The sequence below is a fragment of the Paenibacillus sp. GCM10027630 genome (assembly GCF_042676305.1).
Taxonomy (GTDB): domain Bacteria; phylum Bacillota; class Bacilli; order Paenibacillales; family NBRC-103111; genus Paenibacillus_S.
This window is the reverse complement of sequence record NZ_JBHTGY010000030.1, coordinates 57624-75775: the sequence shown is the minus strand read 5'-3', so window position 1 is coordinate 75775 and position 18152 is coordinate 57624. Positions and strand designations below refer to the sequence as shown.

Below are 18152 nucleotides of genomic sequence, written 5' to 3'. Positions count from 1 at the left end.
GCGGAAGAGGAAATTCACATCATCATAATTATTAGGAGTGGATCAGGTGAAGCACCGCTATATACCGATGACGGAGCAAGATCAAACGGATATGCTGCAAACTATAGGCATTGATTCTGTGGAAGATTTATTCGTAGATATTCCTGCAAAAGTACGTTTTCAAGGCAGGTTAGAAGTATCGGAGGCTCTGGATGAGCACGCGCTTTTAAAGCACATGAATCAATTGGCCGGTAAAAATGCCGATTTTGAGCGCTATACAAGCTTTCTTGGAGCTGGCATTTACGATCATCATCTCCCGGTTGTTATCAATCATGTTATCTCTCGTTCCGAATTTTACACGGCCTACACGCCATACCAGCCAGAGATTAGTCAAGGCGAGCTGCAGGCGATTTTCGAGTTTCAATCGTATATTTGTGAGCTGACTGGAATGGCTGTAGCGAATGCGAGTATGTACGATGGGGCAACTGCATTAGCGGAAGCAGGAGCACTTGCCCATGGAGCTACGAAACGGAAACAGCTGCTCGTTTCCCGGGCGATTCATCCTGAAGCGAGGCAGGTAGTTGCTGCAACGGCCAAAGGGCTTGGACTGGAGATCGTTGAAGTCGGCACGAAGGATGGCGTAACCGATCTTGAAGAGCTGACTTCCCTTGTCTCGGTGGAGACAGCGGGCGTGCTTGTTCAGTCGCCGAATTTTTTCGGCTGCATTGAGGATCTGCGTGCAGTTGAGCCGTTGGCGCATGCTGCAGGGGCATTATTCATAGTAAGCGCAAATCCGCTTTCCTTGGGTTTGCTTGAAGCGCCAGGCAAGCTGGGCGCTGACATTGTCGTCGGCGATGCGCAGCCGTTCGGCATCCCGGCTTCGCTCGGCGGGCCGACCTGCGGCTTCTTCGCGGTATCTACAGCATGGATGCGCAGGATGCCGGGACGCATCGTTGGGCAAACGGTCGATCGTGATGGCAAGCGCGGCTTTGTGCTGACATTGCAGGCCAGGGAGCAGCATATCCGCCGCGAGAAGGCTACGTCGAATATTTGCTCCAACCAAGCCTTGCTTGCACTTTGCGCTTCCGTATACATTTCGACCATGGGTAAACAAGGGATTCAAGATGTGGCTGACTTGAATGTGCAAAAAGCCCATTACGCGGCAGATGTGTTAAGCCGCGTCCCTGGGGTATCCATTCCTTATATGCAAACGCCATTCTTCAATGAGTTTGTAATCAAGCTGTCCGATGCTGGAGCTGCGGGCATAAAACAAATCAATAGCAAGCTGCTGGATGCAGGGTTTATTGGCGGCTATGACTTGGGCAACGATGATCCGGCACTTGAAGGCCATATGCTTGTTGCCATCACTGAACGCAGAACCAAAGCGGAAATAGACGAATTTGCGAGACAACTGGAGGCTGCCATATGAGTGATACCATATCTGTACAACCGGGAACTGAATCAGATGTAGCTGTGAAGCATGATAAAGCACTCATTTTTGAAATGAGCAAACCAGGTCGTGTCGCCTATTCGTTGCCTGAATGCGATGTTCCGCGTCAAGATACGGCCAAGCTTGTACCAGAAAACTTGCTGCGTGCTAAACCGGCTGAATTGCCGGAGGTGTACGAAGTAGACGTCATTCGCCATTATACAGCGTTATCCCGTAGAAACTTCGGCATTGATAACGGCTTTTATCCGCTTGGTTCCTGCACGATGAAATACAATCCCAAGATTAATGAGGATGTAGCACGTTTTGCAGGCTTTGCGAAAATACATCCGTATCAGCCGGAGTCTTCCATTCAAGGTGCTATGGAGCTGCTGTATCAGCTGCAAAATGATATCGCAACCATCACCGGCATGGATCAGGTTACACTACAGCCAGCTGCCGGCGCTCATGGCGAATGGACCGGCTTGATGATGATCCGCGCTTACCATGAGAGCCGCGGCGATCACCGCACCAAGGTTATTGTTCCTGACTCCTCACACGGGACGAATCCCGCGAGTGCGACTGTGGCTGGCCTTGACACCATTACCATTCCGTCTAACGCCAAAGGCTTGGTCGATCTTGATGCTCTTCGTCAAGCAGTTGGTCCCGACACGGCTGCATTGATGCTGACAAACCCGAACACGCTTGGCTTGTTTGAAGAGCAGATTGTAGAAATTGCAGCGATTGTGCATGAGGCTGGCGGCTTGCTCTACTACGATGGGGCTAACTCTAATGCAATCATGGGCATTACCCGTCCGGGCGATATGGGCTTCGATGTCGTTCACTTGAACTTGCACAAAACGATGAGCACACCTCATGGTGGCGGCGGTCCTGGAGCAGGCCCTGTCGGAGTTAAGAAGCTGCTTGCTCCGTTTCTGCCAAAGCCTATCGTTGAACGTGCAGCGGATGGATCTTATTACTTCGATTACGACAAACCGCAATCGATTGGCCGAGTGAAAGCTTATTATGGTAACTTCGGCATCCTGGTTCGCGCATACACTTATATTCGTACTTATGGTCCCGAGGGCTTGCGTCGGGTTTCCGAATGCGCTGTGTTGAATGCCAATTATATGCTGCGCAGGCTTGCTCCTTATTACGAAGCGCCTTTCGATCGCGTCTGCAAGCATGAATTTGTAATTTCGGGCAAAGGGCTCAAGAAATTCAACGTACGCACATTGGATGTAGCCAAACGATTGCTAGACTTTGGCTATCACCCACCAACGATATATTTCCCGTTAAATGTGGAAGAGTGCATTATGATCGAGCCAACGGAAACAGAAAGCAAAGAAACACTGGATGCTTTCATTGATACGATGATTCAAATTGCCAAAGAAGCGGAAGACAATCCGGAGCTGCTTCAGAATGCTCCTTACACAACTCCTGTCCGCCGTCTTGATGAAACCCAGGCAGCGCGCAAGCCTGTTCTGAACTGTACTTGCGGATAGCTCTATAAAATAAGACCGCGGCAGCCAACTCAAAAATTGGCTGCCGCGGTCTTATTTGCCTTTCATTATGTTGTAATGCTGACAGTCTTCGCCTTGCGTCGTACTAGGGTCCAATAGCATAAGACCGCACCGATCTCCGCTGATGCAATTACGATGCCCATTGGAACAGCAGTACCTTCTCCTCCCAAGCCTACGAGAGGTGCAACGATTCCGCCAAAGATGAAGGAAAGTACGCCTAGTAGCGCGGAGGCGCTTCCCGCGGCTTGCTTCTGATTTTGCATGGCCAGAGAAAAACCGGCTGTCGTAACAATCCCGACACTGGACACAACAAGAAACAAGCAAGGTAATACAGCAGCAAGTCCAGCTCCTGCAAGGATCATGATGAGCAGCATGATGCCGCCTAATAGAGCTATGAGTAGTCCGCTGACTAACAGCTTCATCTCTCCGATACGACTTACCAATCGACCGGCGGTTTGGCTGGCGATAATAATACCCAAACCGTTAATAGCAAAGAACAGACTGAACATTTGCGGAGTTGCTCCATAAATATTTTGTATAACGAAGGGAGATCCGGAAATATAAGCAAACATGGCGGCGACTACAAGCCCTTGGGAGAGGGCGATGCCCATAAAACTTTTGTCACTGATGAGGCGGCGAAATGTGGAGAGTGTATTGCGGATTCCGCCTTGCAAACGCCGCTCAGCCGGCAAGGTTTCAGGCAATCCGAACATGACGATGACGAACATGAGTAAGCCGATTAAACCTAATACAATGAATACGACAGGCCAAGAGCTGAAGCGCAGCAGCTGCCCGCCGGCAACGGGGGCCAGGATCGGAGCCACACCATTGATCAGCATCAAAAGTGAGAAAAACTTAGTAAGTTCCGTACCGGCATATAAGTCCCTTACGACGGCTCTGGAGATAACAATTCCAGCTGATCCGGCCAAGCCCTGAATGAATCGGAGTATAATCAAAACCCAAATCGAAGAGGTAAAAGCACATAGCAGCGATGCTGCTGTATAGATCGCAAGTCCAATAAGCAGGGGAATGCGGCGGCCTCGTACATCGCTGAGCGGTCCCGCGAGCAGCTGCCCTAACGAAAGTCCGAGCAAGCAGGCTGTCAGACTGAGCTGGGCGAGTGAGGCGCTTGTGTGCAAATCATTGCCAAGCAGAGGTAATGCAGGCAAATACATATCGAGAGAAAGCGGGCCGAATGCAGCTAATGAACCCAATATAAGCGCCATCCATAATCGTCGTGAGGGTGAAGGCTGCTGCAGCTGGTCCTCGTGTTTTTTAGAAGTAGTATTCATTTGTTACAAGTCGTACTCCTTTCTTTTATGCAGTTCTTCCGGTAGATCTCAAACAAACATACGAATAAGCATCATGCTTGTCAATCCTTTCGACTGTTTCACCTATGAAAAGAATATGATATGGTTAGGATAATATGGTAAACGAACAAAATTTTTGCTTTTAACAAGGATGAAATCACATTAATAAAAAAGGAGTGACGCGGCAAATGAATCAAATGAATGAGAATGAGCTGTTAGTTTATGTAGGTTCTTACGCTCCATCGACATCGAAAGGGATTAATGTATATCGTCTTAACACAGACAACGGTTCTTTAACCTTGGACCAAAGCTTGAGCGAAATCGAAAACCCATCCTTCTTAACTCTTAACCATAATCAAACTCGGTTATATGCGGTTAGTGAAATCGGTAAAGCCGATGGTACGGTTACTTCCTATACGGTTGATCCTCAGGATGGAAGGCTTACCTTCCTAAACGAGCAGTCTTCTCTGGGAAAAGCCTCTTGCTATGTAACTGTGGATGAGGATTCCTCGTGCTTGGTGTTGGCTAATTATACTAGTGGTAGTGTTGCTTTGTATCCGGTGAATAGCGATGGCAGCCTTGGTGAGGCGGCAGACAAAGTACAGCATGAAGGCAGCAGTATTCGTACGGATCGGCAGGAAACGGCACATCCCCATTCAGCGGTTGTTGACCCCAGTGGCCGATACGTATTCGTTCCTGATCTAGGTCTCGATCAAATCAAAGTGTATCAATTAGACTATGAACAAACTCGATTGTTGCCTCATAATGAGGTTCATGCTGAACCGGGAGCGGGTCCGAGGCATTTGGTGTTCCATCCTTCGATTTCGTTTGCGTATGTCATTAATGAATTGGATTGCACGATAACCGCATATTCTCATAATACTGAAGACGGTGCTCTCCATCATGTTCAAACCGTTCCTGCGCTGCCAAAAGATTTTACAGAGTACAATATATGCGCTGATATTCATATCTCGCCATCAGGCCATTATTTGTATGGGTCTAATCGTGGACATAACAGCATTGTTGTATATAAAATCGACAAGTCGGCCGGGACACTAACCTATGTGGAGCATACGTCTACGCAGGGTCAGACCCCACGTAATTTCGCCATTACGCCGGATGGCCGCTTTTTGCTGGCAGCTAATCAGGATTCAGATTCGATTGTTACTTTTGCCATTGATCAGCAATCAGGCCGATTGACAGAGACAGGACAGACTGTGACCGTAACAAAGCCGGTTTGTATCAAGATAGCCAAGCGCCATAACTGATTTGTACAGGAAGTAAGACCATTCGATAACGCATAGTTGACGAATCGCAGCATCAAGTGATGAAGAATGAGCGAGCAATTTACTTTACTTTGATTATTGTTACAATAGAGCTGATGGCTTTAACGTGCTGCTTTATCAAAGTGGATTTTTATAGGGATAGGGGAGAAGTTGCGCTGCAAGGATCTATGGGGGATTTGAACGGAACAGGGAGTTCCGTTATTTCCTCAACAGCCTCCAATTTAAGGCGATAGCGGAAGTCGTAATTCCGTTATGTTGGGCAAATAGGAGCATTAGACACTAAATCAGAGGGATAGCGGAACGAACTGTTCCCGTATCTCTCTGATTTTTGGTCATTCCAGCTGATAGAGGAAGCAGCACTTCCGCTAATGCTCTTCACTTCAGTGGTAGTACTTAGGCTGCTGCTCTTCACCTCAGTGATAGTAGTACTTGGGCTACTGCTCTTCACTTCAGTGGTAGTACTTCCCCTAATGCTCCTCACATTTCTGGTAGCAGCACTGAAATTGCTCAGAGTCATTTCCAGCCGAACCAACGTAAATTGTGCACCAAGGAAGTCACATTTTTTTCATCCAATGGTCAATTAATTATGAACTGGCTGGAAAGTATTGATAGAGGAAATTTAGTCCATACCTATTTTCAATAACGGAAAGGTCTGGTATGTTTAGTAATGTTATATAAATTATATTTGGAGTGTACATATGGAAAACAACAGGGAAAGCAGCAACCGAACTTTAATTGTAGATGGAATGGCATTATTGTTTAGAGCTTATTACGCACAATCTTATGGTGGGTACATTCGGAAGACGAGCGACGGCACCCCTACTAACGCAATATTTGGGTTCATCCATTATTTATTCGATGCTATCAAGGAGTTTCAACCTACTCATTTGCTCTGCTGTTGGGATTTGGGGAGCGCAACTTTTCGAAATGAAATGTACTCATCCTATAAAGCCAATAGAGCGGAAGCTCCGGAAGAATTAATTCCGCAATTTGGTCTGGTAAAGGATGTTGTCGATTCACTTGGTATACCGAATTTTGGAGTGCCGGGCTTTGAAGCAGACGATTGTATAGGTACCATTGCTAACCAAATTAGCACGGAGACGGATGTTCTTATATTAACAGGGGATCATGATATGCTTCAGCTCGTAACTGAGAAGATTTCGGTTATTATAATGAAGAAGGGCAAATCCAATTATCAGGTTTACACACCTGTATCACTATGGGATGAGAAGGAATTGTATCCATCTCAAATCGTTGATTTGAAAGCCTTTATGGGGGATACTGCGGATAATTATCCGGGAGTTCGGGGAATTGGCGAGAAAACTGCACATAAGCTTATTAAAGAGTACGGATCTGTGCTTGGCGTGTTAGAAAACATTGAAAAGCTCCCCGTTAGCACCAAATTAAAAATAGAGAGTAATAAGGATATGCTTTTCTTGTCCAAAGACTTGGCGACAATTAAAGTGGACGTACCTGTTGAATGTGCTTTGGAAAATTGTTGTTGGAAAATAAATCGCAGCTCAGCACTTCAAAAATTTGAAGAGCTTGAATTCAGCAGTTTGATTAAATTGATTGGCTAACAAAAGACTAGACCTAGCAGCGGTTATCGCTGTTAAGTCTAGTCTTTTTGAATGGCAATAATTAATTAATAAATTGAACGTATTGCAGCAAACGTTTCAGCATAACGGTAGCTTCAGCTCGTGTAGCGTTAGCGGAAGGCACGAATGTTGTATCGCTGACGCCATTAATGATTTTAGCATTAACGGCAGCTGCTACTGCAGCTTGAGCCCAACTGCTGATCATGCCGCTATCCGTGAACGAGCTTGTTGAATTCAGGCTACCCTTGGCCTTGTTGCCTGTGAAGTCAATAGCTCTGGAAATCATCACAGCCATTTGCTCACGTGTGATCGTATCGTTTGGTTTGAAGTTGTCGCCTTCGAAGCCATTAACGAGTCCTGCCTTGGCAGCAGCGTTAACCGTCTCGGAATACCAGATGTCGGAATTCACATCTTTGAATATTCCATCTTTTACCGGGTTCAATCCAAGCGAACGAACTAATAAAGAGGCAAATTCTGCTCGGGTAATGCTTTTATCCGGTGTAAATAATTGGTCTGTGGAGCCCTCTACTACAAGCTTGGAGGCTAACAGCTCAATATCGTTTTTAGCCCAATGAGTGCTTATATCGCTAAATGTTTTACGATTTTGAGCGATTGTATAAATGCTGTTGCCTGAACGTTTAAATGTAACTTGCGATCCGGAGTTGTTGAATATAGCCGGTACGAACGAAAACTTACCCGTACTAGGATTATAAAGCAGCACTGTAGTTGTTTTGTCGTCCACCGAATTCGGTAAGGCTAAGCTTCTTGAAACATAAACCCCGTTGAAATCAGCTACTTCAACGACATTAGCCGTAATTTTATAATCAACCATATCTCCAAGCAGGTTCAAACCGCTCTGAGCTGCCTTCTTTGAGATTTCATCAGCCAATGGACCGCTGATTTTTTCAATTTGAATGTTGATCACATTATTTTTGGCGTCGCCGTTGAGTAACTTTGTAATTATATCTGCACTAAGCGCTTTAATGGGTAGATCGTAGGTGGATGTGTCTGACTTAATAGAAAGTACTATCCCAGCAGCAGAATTTTGTGCATTTAGCCAGGCGTCGGCTGTTAGCTGAACAAGGGCAACGGGTTCCTTGCCTTCTACCTGTATAGTAATTTTTTGTTGGCCGGACTGATTGTTTTTAATGGCATCGATTGCTTTGTTTAAGCTTTCGGAATTAATGATAACTCTATTTACTGTTTTATCGCCGACTTTCTCTTTTACTGTAGCAGCATCGAGTTTCACGCCATCTTTGTTTACGTTCGAATTGCTTCCAGAGGCAGGATCAGTACCTGTACTGACAGGACCACCACCACTTCCGCCACCAGATGTTCCTCTTGAAGGAGTGGAATGAGAATCCTGTTTATAAGGTCTGGCGCTAACTTCATTAGATTCCGCATATTCTCTTTCGGAGTCAAAACCTGTAACCACATAAGTATACGTTTGGTAATTAGTTAAGCCGGTTTCCGTAAACGAATAGGTTGCAGCACCTACAGTGCCTACTAATTTATAAGTATTATCGTTCATTTTTCTTTTTACAAAATAACCTTGAGTAGCTTGCGGAGATGGAGTCCACGACAATCCGACCGATTGGTTTAAGTCATTTGCTGATAAGGTAGACATACCAATTTTCCCTGAAGTTTTAGATTTTTCCATAGCTTCTTTCATTTTAGCAAGAAATCCACTAACCTCTTCGTAAGGCGGTGTGGTAAGAGTTGAAGGATGGCCAACATCACCCGGATTCCAAAGCAGCTCTGCTGGAATAAATCCGCGATAATCGCTGGATCTAACTCCCGTAAAAAGTCTGTTCAAATCCATGAGCTCTTTGGTTTCCGCACCTGCCGGTTTTTTCTTTACTTGAAAATTGTTGGAATACGGAAGAACCGCATTGATATCAGCATACCAGTTATAGTCTAGAGCCGAGCCGCGAAAAGGTCTGAAGTAACCCGTATCATCAATAATTCCAATGTTAGGATGATCAACCCATTTGATAATTTGGATAATTTGATCAGCCGTAGATGTAAAATCTCCATGATTCTGCAATCCAATTTGAACACCTTTAGCTGCACCATAGGCTGCTAGCTCCTTAAGGTGAGGAACAAGTCTCTCCTTGGCTATTTTCTCCCATCCCAATTGTTTCGCATCTGATGGCGTAGCGCCTGCGAACACTCGAATAACGGGAGCTCCCATTTCAGCAGCTACATCAATCCAAAATTTATAACGTTCCATGTCGATCGCACGCTTCTCATCGCTAGGTTGAACGAAATTATTTTGCGCGCCTGTCCCGCTAATGGCAATTCCAACTTCTTTAGCCTTTGCCTTGATTTTTCTGGCCCAGTCCATTATTGCTGGTTTAGCCGATTCTTCCGTCAGCTTATCATCGTATCCGGGTATATAATATTCTGTCACATCGACAGCATCAAATCCGGCATTTTTCGCCCATTGAATAGCATCGAGGGGATTCAGCGCCAATGGATCGGTTTGAGGTACAACATTCCATTTGGATTTCCATGCATTTAAATTCGAGTTGAAGCTGTAAAAGTTAAGGCTAAGCTTGTAATCACCTGTGTAATAGGCATTTTTTCGGGGAACAACCTTGCCATTCCCATAACCGGTATAACCGTAGGTGTCAATAGGCCCGGATTGCCCATCGTCGCTGTTATCACCAATGACCTTTATAACAAAGCCTTCAAATGCGAAGACATTCTCGTATTTCTCAATAGCCTCTGGAGTCGGGACGTATATCTTTACATCTCCTGTTGCTTCTTTAAACCAGTAACCTTCATCGCCGCCTTTACTGCCTATCATTGTGGGAGGTACTTCCCCCATGATTAAAGCTTTAATGGGGCTTCTATAGAAGGCTCTGTCGGCGATGCTGGTTACTTTAGGCAATTCTACTGTTTTTAGATTGCCTCCTTCTGCAGCAATGGCCTGATAAAACACCCTTGATTGAAGAATCTTTGTATTTAGAAGTTTAACAGTCTGCAATGATTTATTTCCCTCAAATGCTTTGCTTGGCAATGTGGAATCCACAAAGTCTGCTGTTCCTATAACTTGAAGGATTGCAAGGTTGGTTAGCTTCTCATTGATAAATTTAATGTCCGTTGAGTTCAACAATCCGGCTGTAACGGTGAGGCTATTAACATCCAAGTAGGGGACATTGGTAGCGTTAACTACACTTTGCAATTGTCCATAGGTTGACGTTGTGACGGTTATTGCTGCGCTGCCAGTTGCTTGGGCCGCCACTGAATTCGCTGCTAAGGCGGCGACAGGCAGGAGCGCTGTTAACATCAGTGCAACAAGGATCGAACTCAAAGCTTTTTTCAAAGTATTCATTGTATCCTCCTAGAAATAGCTATAAATGGATAGATCATTAGAAAATGTTGATGAACTGTATAGGTAAACGTTTACTCAAACTCATTCCTATTACCTTGCTGTCTGTGCTGATAAGCTTGAGATAGTTTCCGGACACCGTAGAATGCCCGGAGCTCGTGGCTATTATAACGGTTTTGCTATTTGGGTATCGTGGATGGCCGCTTTAACCTTTGCAAGGAACTGTTTAATTTCCTCATAAGGAGGCTCAGCAAGATCATTAGGATGACCCGGGTCACCCGGCCGCCATAGCAATTCAATGGGAACGTAGCCACGGTAACTGCTATTTCGAATATCGGTGAAAAGCCTGGTTAGATCAACAAAGCTGTCCGTTTCCTGGCCGGCAGGCTTCGTCTTCAGTTGGAAATTATTCGTATAGGGGAGAACGGCCCTAATATCGGAATACCAATCATAGCCTAAACCGTTATGGCTGCGGAACTTTCTAAAGTAACCGGTATCGTTGATAATTCCAATATTAGGATGATTAACCCATTTTATAATTTGGATGATCTGACCGGCTGTAGCTGTCATGTCTCCGTGGTTTTGCAGCCCGACCTTAACGCCTCTTGCCGCAGCATACTCTGTACATTCCCTTAAGGCTGGAGCAATTCTATCCCTTGCTATGGTTTCCCAATCGGAATCCATAATATCTCTGGGGACATTTCCTGAGAACAAGCGGATAACTGGAGCGCCCATCTCAGCAGCAATATCGATCCAATACTTAACCCGCTCAAGGTCGAGAGCACGCTTCTCATCCCTCGGATCAGCAAAATTATTTCCCACACCGGTGCCGCTAATTTCAATATCCAGTTCTTTGCAGAATGCCTTTATTTTCCATGCGTATTGAAGGATTTCTTCATGGGGCTTGGTTGGCATCGTCTGGTTGCTGTACCCGGGAATATAGTAGGCTGTGACGTCGACAGCGTCAAAACCGGCTTCTTTGGCGAATCGAATAGCTTGCAAAGTATCCATCGGAGGTGCAGCGCTGCCGCCGTTTGTAAGCCATGCATTCAGGTTCGCGTTAAAGCTGTACAGATTAAGGCCTACCTTAATTTCACCTGTGTAATAGGGACCCGTGTAATCGTAAATTAAATCAGCATCGTATTTGTAATCATAATAGGACCTGCTGCTCTCATCATCATTGTCAACGCTGTCATCGCCCACTAATTTCACCTTGAAATCTGAGAATTCATAAATATCCTTATATTTCAAAATAGACTCTTGGGTCGGGACAAAAACCTTCAATGAAATAATTTCCTTAAACCAATAGGACCCAATAAGAGCGGGCGGTTCTTCCCCAAGTAAAAGAGAGATGAGGGAGGTGCATCGGTAAAATGTTCTGTTTTCCATGGAGGCTAACTGAGGCAGGCTCGCTTGCTTTAATGCGTAGCAGTTATAAAATACTCGGCCATTCAACATGGTTACAGCCGGCAGATCTGCTGTCAACAGATTGGAGCATTCCTCAAAAGCGCTTTCATTAATCGTCGCTGTATGTAATAGCTTTACGTTTTCCAATACTTTATTAGCTTTAAAAGCGCTAGCCGGTACAGTGGAGTACTCAAAATCAGCCGTGCCTGCAACTTCGAGAGTGATAAGATTCATGAGGTTGCGGTTGATAAATTGGCAGTCAGCTAAATTCAATGTTCCGGCAGTTACGGTGAGGTTTTGGATAGTTAAGTACCCGGCACCCGCCGCATCAATAGCATCCTTTAGTCCGCCGCCTTCTGCACATGTAGTGATGGTTATTGCAGCTTCAGCTGTATCTGTTCCTAGAACATCCATGATTTCCGTACCTCCTTGTTTTCAATAAATTTAATTAATAAAGTGAAGTAAACGTTTACATGAGTTTATATTTCCTCCCCCGTATTTATTAGCTGCATCCATGAGCGGCATTCCAGCATTCAGAAGCATTAGAGCTGTTCAAAAATAAACGCTTCTTCTAAGAACGAAAAATTTTCAAAATTAAGGAATTGACACTAACGGATATTGAAGTTAATATCAAATTCATAAGCTGTATTAACGTTAATGCAATTATACAATAAATACCAGCCTAACTCAAGAAGGAGATGAATTTAAAATATCCAACAATGGTTCATCCGTAAAAAAATTCCCTTTGCTTCGGTTTTGAATGCGCTATCATTTCATCAGTTCTTACAAATTTTCTCGACTAAGATCATAAGGTGGGGGGACTATTGAATCAGACTCAAGGGTCAGCTGCAGTTACAAACATGCAAAAAATTCAAAAATCTAAAGTAAATAAAGATAGTCTGTTATTTAATATTCGCAAGTATAAAATGCTTTATTTATTATCGCTGCCGGGGATTCTATACTTTATCATCATCAAATATATCCCGCTTTTTGGTTCCGTAATTGCGTTTAAGGACTATAACATTTTCGCAGGAATTTGGAAAAGCCAGTGGGTCGGTCTGAAATACTTTCGTCAGTTTTTTAGCGCTCCCGATGCCTTGCACTCACTTGTTAATACATTGATTTTGGGCGGCTATGAGCTGCTATTTTTCCCTTTGTCGATGATAGTGGCATTGATGCTGAATGAAATGAGATTTGTGTTTTATAAAAGGGTCATCCAGACGGTAATTTATGTGCCCCATTTTTTATCCTGGGTCATTATCGGCGGAATTTTTATGGGAGTAATGTCTCCATCCACAGGTATCATCAATCATGTCATCCAGTCGTTAGGGTTTGAACCGATTTATTTTCTGGGATCGGAATCCTATATTCGGTCAATTCTCGTAGGTTCCAGTATTTGGCAAGGTATTGGCTGGGGAACCATTGTCTACTTGGCTGCACTGGCAGGGGTGAACACCGAGCTGTACGAAGCGGCATCCATTGATGGCGCTAACAGATGGAAGCAGCTGTGGGCCATCACGATACCTTCTTTAATGCCGACTTTTACGATCTTATTGCTGCTGCATCTTGGAAAATTTTTGGATATTGGGTTCGAACGAGTATATCCGTTTCTTAATCCGCTTAACATGAACAACGGTGACATTCTGGATACCTTTATTTTCCGGATAGGCTTGTTGGGCTCACAATATAGCCTTACAACGGCGATAGGGTTATTCAAATCGGTAATCGGGTTTATCTTAATCATGACAACCAACTATATCAGTAAAAAATTAACTGAAAACAGCTTGTTTTAAAGGGGGGACTTTCCTATGAGGAAGTCAAATCCAAGCAGAGATTTGTTTCAAATCCTCAATCTTGTTGGTCTTACGTTGCTTGCTTTAACGATCTTTTTACCCTTTATTAACCTCATTGCCGTCTCTTTCAGTTCACCCTCCTCCGTAGTAAACGGGGATGTAGGCCTATGGCCGGTCCATCCAACTCTTATTAACTATCAGTTTGTGTTCCAGGATAAGCAAATTTGGAATGCCTATGGGATTACCATTTACATTACCGTTGTCGGAACTTTGCTAAGCTTAATCATGACTTCTACACTTGCTTATTCACTTTCACGCCAGGAATACAAGTACCGCAAAGCCGTGCTGATGATGGTGATGCTAACGATGATTTTCTCGGCACCTTTGATTCCAACTTACTTGGTGATTAAAAATTTGCATATGGTTAACACGCTATGGGCATTAATGGTTCCTGCGATGATCAGCCCGTTCAACTTAATCGTAATGCGTACCTTTTTTATGGGAATCCCTAATGCACTGATCGACTGCTCACGTATCGATGGATGTGGAGAGGCTGGTATATTGCTCCGAATTATCCTTCCTTTATCTGCGCCGATTATGGCGACAATGGCCCTGTTTTATGGAGTTGGTTTCTGGAACAGCTATCAATCCGCACTTTACTACATACAAAGCCGGACGCTGATGCCGTTGCAAATTATTTTGCATGACATGGTTACTCACGATAATTTGAGCACGAGCTCAGGAGATCTCTTTGAATCGATATTGCAGAATTCACCTTTTGGAGTGCAAATGGCGACTATACTAGTCGCGACAGTACCTATTCTTGCCCTTTACCCGTTTCTGCAACGTTTCTTTATGAAAGGAATGCTGCTTGGATCGATTAAAGAATAAAGTTTTGATTGGCTTTGAACCTAAAAAGGGAGGGATTAAGCTTTGAAAAAGAAAATGAAGAAGACGGTAGCAATCAGTACAGTTTCCTTAATGGGCGTGGTGGCGATAGCGGGTTGCAGTCCTGGTAATGATACGGGTGGGGGTGCAACGACGGTGTCGAAAGCTCCTGTAAGCACGAATTTTAGCATTTCAATGCCTTATAATGCGACTTACTTGTCGAAGAACCCCGATATTGATAATGACCCCTATGTAAAAAAGCTGGAACAATTAACGAATACCAAAATAAAGTTCAAGGTGCTGGCGGATCCTTTCTCCAAGTCTATGGATGTTATGTTTGCCTCAGGGGACATTCCGAATGTTATTGCTACAGGGGGAGGCTTTGGATCATCTAACGGTATAGCCCTTCAACAGGCCTTGCAAGCCGGAATGTTTATGCCATTGAATGACCTCATTGATAAATACGGCCCCGAATTGAAGAAGTTTATTCCTAAAGACGCCTGGGATAAGGAAACTTATGATGGGAAGATATACGGGATACCGCAGTTTATTACGGTTGCAGAACGTTCTTCGACGTACATTCGGATGGATTTGTTGGAAAAAACCGGATTGCCGGTTCCCAAGACGGTAGATGAAATGGTCAATGTATTGCGTGCGTTTAAAAAGCTGGGAGTAGCGCAACCGTATGTCGGACGACAAAATTTTGAACAGATGGATACATTCTTCGGTGCCTTTGATGTGCTGCCTAACCAGTGGACAGTAGATACGGGGGGCAATCCGGTTCCCAAATTTTTCAATGCCGCGAATATGCAGCAAGCACTTCAAACCTATAGGACCATGTATGAAGAAGGCTTAATGTCCAAGGAATTCCTTACGCAAACTAAAGTTCAATACCAGAATGTAATCAATACAGGCAAAGCGGGAATGTTCCAAGCCAATGCGAACAACTTCATTCCTTTACAAACCGGTTTGTCGAAAAATGTCCCTGAGGCCAAGCTGGCACTTATTCCTTCGCCAATAGGACCTGACGGATCAGGCGGTTACAGCTTGATAGATGAAGTAACCCGTGCTTTTATGATAACAAAAGAAACCAAAAATCCTGAAGTCATTGTTAAATTTTTGAACTGGATGCTGACGGATGAAGCGACCAAATTTTTCACCTACGGGCTTGAAGGCAAAGACCATACCGTTGAGAATGGTGTAATTAAATACGATCCCAAAACCGATGAGCAGATTAGAGCAGAAAGCTTCCGTGGCTGGCTCTGGATGATTCAAGATAATACGTACAACAAGTTATTGCTGGAGGCATCTCCATTGGGACAGCAGCTAATTAAAGATTTCAAAGATATCGTAGCGAAGGAAGGACGGGAAAACATACGTTGGAATCCTCCTTTAACCGCATTGGATGCCAAGCCGACACTCAACTTGAATACTGGAATTCCGCCTATGATACTGGAAGCGATGAGTAAAATAGTGGTTGGGGAAAAACCGGTCAGCGATTGGCCTAAAGTGATTACTCAGTGGAAGCAGCAAGGCGGGGACCAAGGACTTGCAGAAGCTGCTAATGCATACAAAAGCAAAGCCTATCATCCTTTAAGAATAAAAGTTAATCCGATTCCCGTTGTTAAAGATTAAGCAGGTGGGGGACCCTTGGTACTTACTGTGGGTCCCGTTTCATTCATTTTCTACCACGGCGCATCACAGCCTCAATGGATTTTTAGAGGAATAAATTTACAATTGAGTCTTGTATTCAAAAGTGTACATGGTATAATTCCGATATTGAGGGAATAGTTATTTCTAGGAAGAAAGGAGAAAAAGATTTGTAAACGCTTACTGTATACCATTATGTAAACGTTTACCTACTCACATGAAAAGAAGCAGTATTAACGAAGGCGGGATATTTGGAATGAGGTTTACTATACGCAGCAAGCTTCTTTTAGGATTTTTGGCTGTTTCTTTGTTATTTTTAATTGCGATTGGCTGTAATATGTTAATTCAGGTTAAAGTTAATTCACTGTCGAATGGAATCCTTAATAACGAGAATGAGCAATCCGTTCTGCAGAAGCTGAGCTATCTGGTCCGTAGCACGAACGCAGACGGCGCTTGGTATCTGATGAGTTCGACTGATGAAGGAAAGAAGAAATATTTGTCCTTATTTGAAAAAGACGTCCAAGAAGTATCCGATCAATTAACGATTATTATCAAAAGCCATTATCATGACAGCGGAGAGCTGTCAGCAATCACTACCTTCGATATGGAATGGAATAAATATTTGAAGCAAATTGATGCGGTTTTTACAAAATATCCATCTCAAGCAATACAAAATGCCCAAGCTCAATATATAGAGGTTCCTTTAGAGCCGGTACTGAATTCTTTAAATTCCTATACGGATAAGTTATCGAAGGTAATAGCAGAGCAGGAAAAAGAAATTACCTCTTTTAATTCCTTTGCTAATCGATTTAATATTTCCGTTATTGTCGTTACATTTCTAATAGCAATAAGTCTTGCACTGATCTTATCCAAGAGGATAGTCAAGCCAGTGCTTCAAGTAAATCAACAGCTGAAGCAGATCGCGGAAGGTGAAGGGGATTTAACGAAGCACATTCTTGTAACTACAAAGGATGAGATTGGAGATTTGGCGCTGTATTTTAATCAAATGATCAATAATCTTCGAATGATGATACAGCATGTCGGTTCCACTGCGGATCAGGTTGCTGCTTCTTCAGAGCAATTAACTGTCAGTTCCGAACAAAGCAACCTGTCGACCGAGCATATAGCGCAAATTATGCAGACCATAGCTTCCGGATCTGAGAAGCAAGCAGCTTGCTTGCATGACAGCCTTGCAACCATTAATGATATGTCCAGGAGTGTTCATGAAATGGCTTCGAACATTCAGGATGTTTCCACGGCCTCCAATCAATCCTCCGATATTGCATCCATAGGTAACGAAACGATACAAACAGCCATACAACAAATGAATTCCATAGAACTTTCCATCCAGAGGTTAGCCAATATAATAAAAAATCTTGGTGAACGTTCACATGAAATTAATCAAATCGCTTCAGTCATCACGGGTATATCCTCACAAACGCATTTGTTGGCACTTAATGCAGCAATCGAAGCTGCACGTGCCGGTGAGCAAGGGAAAGGGTTCGCAGCTGTTGCAGAGGAGGTGAAAAAGCTCGCCGAGCAATCGGATGGTTCAGCGAAACAAATTACTGAACTGGTTCATACGATTCTAACGGATACTAGCCATGCAATGAGTTCTATGGATGTAAGCCTTAAAGAAGTAAACGAGGGAACCGTGGTCATAGATCAAGCGGGTAAAGCATTTGGCAAGATTCAATTATCCGTATATCAAGTATCCGGGCAAATTCAAGAAGTCTCTGCAGCTATTGAAGAGATGGCTGCCAGTGTAGATGAGGCAGTAAATTCTATACAAATAGTTAAGCGATTATCTGAAGAAACTGCGGCAGGTACACAGACTGTTTCAAGCGCATCCCAGGAACAGCAGGCTTCGATGGAAGAACTCTCATCGTCGGCTAGTTATCTTGCTCGAATGGCGGAACAATTGCAATTGTTAATTACCAAATTTAAGGTGTAGT

At 44.0% G+C, this 18152-nt stretch carries 11 protein-coding genes; 8 read left to right on the top strand and 3 right to left on the bottom strand.

The window, feature by feature from the left end; all coding sequences use genetic code 11:
* Positions 1-46 precede the first annotated feature (46 nt).
* A complete protein-coding gene (gcvPA, locus tag ACFQ0C_RS13595; protein ID WP_379367586.1) occupies positions 47-1408 on the top strand; it encodes an aminomethyl-transferring glycine dehydrogenase subunit GcvPA in 1362 nt (453 codons plus the stop codon).
* The gene (gene gcvPB, locus ACFQ0C_RS13590) at positions 1405-2910 is read left to right on the top strand and encodes an aminomethyl-transferring glycine dehydrogenase subunit GcvPB (RefSeq protein ID WP_379367584.1); all 1506 of its coding nucleotides are present in this window, start codon (positions 1405-1407) and stop codon (positions 2908-2910) included. The genes gcvPA and gcvPB overlap by 4 nt, the downstream gene beginning before the upstream one ends.
* A 65-nt stretch (positions 2911-2975) precedes the next feature.
* Here gcvPB and ACFQ0C_RS13585 read toward each other — a convergent pair whose 3' ends face one another.
* Complete coding sequence (locus ACFQ0C_RS13585) at positions 2976-4220, bottom strand: multidrug effflux MFS transporter (protein WP_379367582.1); 1245 nt, start codon at positions 4218-4220, stop codon at positions 2976-2978.
* Between the two features lie 206 nt (positions 4221-4426).
* On the opposite strand from ACFQ0C_RS13585, the gene ACFQ0C_RS13580 reads away from it, so the two are divergent.
* Positions 4427-5506 (top strand): lactonase family protein, encoded by a 1080-nt coding sequence (locus tag ACFQ0C_RS13580; RefSeq protein WP_379367580.1) that lies wholly within the window; start codon positions 4427-4429, stop codon positions 5504-5506.
* Between the two features lie 716 nt (positions 5507-6222).
* Positions 6223-7104 carry a 5'-3' exonuclease gene (locus ACFQ0C_RS13575; RefSeq protein WP_379367578.1) on the top strand — a complete coding sequence of 294 codons (882 nt, stop codon included), beginning with the start codon at positions 6223-6225 and terminating at the stop codon, positions 7102-7104.
* A 61-nt stretch (positions 7105-7165) separates the two neighbouring features.
* Here ACFQ0C_RS13575 and ACFQ0C_RS13570 read toward each other — a convergent pair whose 3' ends face one another.
* Together ACFQ0C_RS13570 and ACFQ0C_RS13565 are read right to left on the bottom strand one after the other, a co-directional pair.
* Positions 7166-10462 carry an S-layer homology domain-containing protein gene (locus tag ACFQ0C_RS13570; protein WP_379367576.1) on the bottom strand — a complete coding sequence of 1099 codons (3297 nt, stop codon included), beginning with the start codon at positions 10460-10462 and terminating at the stop codon, positions 7166-7168.
* A gap of 162 nt (positions 10463-10624) precedes the next feature.
* Entirely contained in the window at positions 10625-12280 is a 1656-nt protein-coding gene (locus ACFQ0C_RS13565) for a TIM barrel protein (RefSeq protein WP_379367574.1), read from the bottom strand.
* A gap of 446 nt (positions 12281-12726) precedes the next feature.
* Between ACFQ0C_RS13565 and ACFQ0C_RS13560 the strand changes: the two genes are divergently transcribed.
* The 4 genes from ACFQ0C_RS13560 (at position 12727) to ACFQ0C_RS13545 (ending at position 18151) form a co-directional block, all read left to right on the top strand.
* Entirely contained in the window at positions 12727-13659 is a 933-nt protein-coding gene (locus ACFQ0C_RS13560; RefSeq protein ID WP_379367640.1) for an ABC transporter permease, read from the top strand.
* Between the two features lie 15 nt (positions 13660-13674).
* Positions 13675-14550, top strand: a complete 876-nt coding sequence (locus ACFQ0C_RS13555; protein WP_379367572.1) for a carbohydrate ABC transporter permease — start codon at positions 13675-13677, stop codon at positions 14548-14550.
* Between the two features lie 42 nt (positions 14551-14592).
* Positions 14593-16182 (top strand): extracellular solute-binding protein, encoded by a 1590-nt coding sequence (locus tag ACFQ0C_RS13550; protein ID WP_379367570.1) that lies wholly within the window; start codon positions 14593-14595, stop codon positions 16180-16182.
* Positions 16183-16453: 271 nt separating this feature from the next.
* Positions 16454-18151, top strand: a complete 1698-nt coding sequence (locus ACFQ0C_RS13545; RefSeq protein WP_379367568.1) for a methyl-accepting chemotaxis protein — start codon at positions 16454-16456, stop codon at positions 18149-18151.
* Position 18152: the final 1 nt, after the last annotated feature.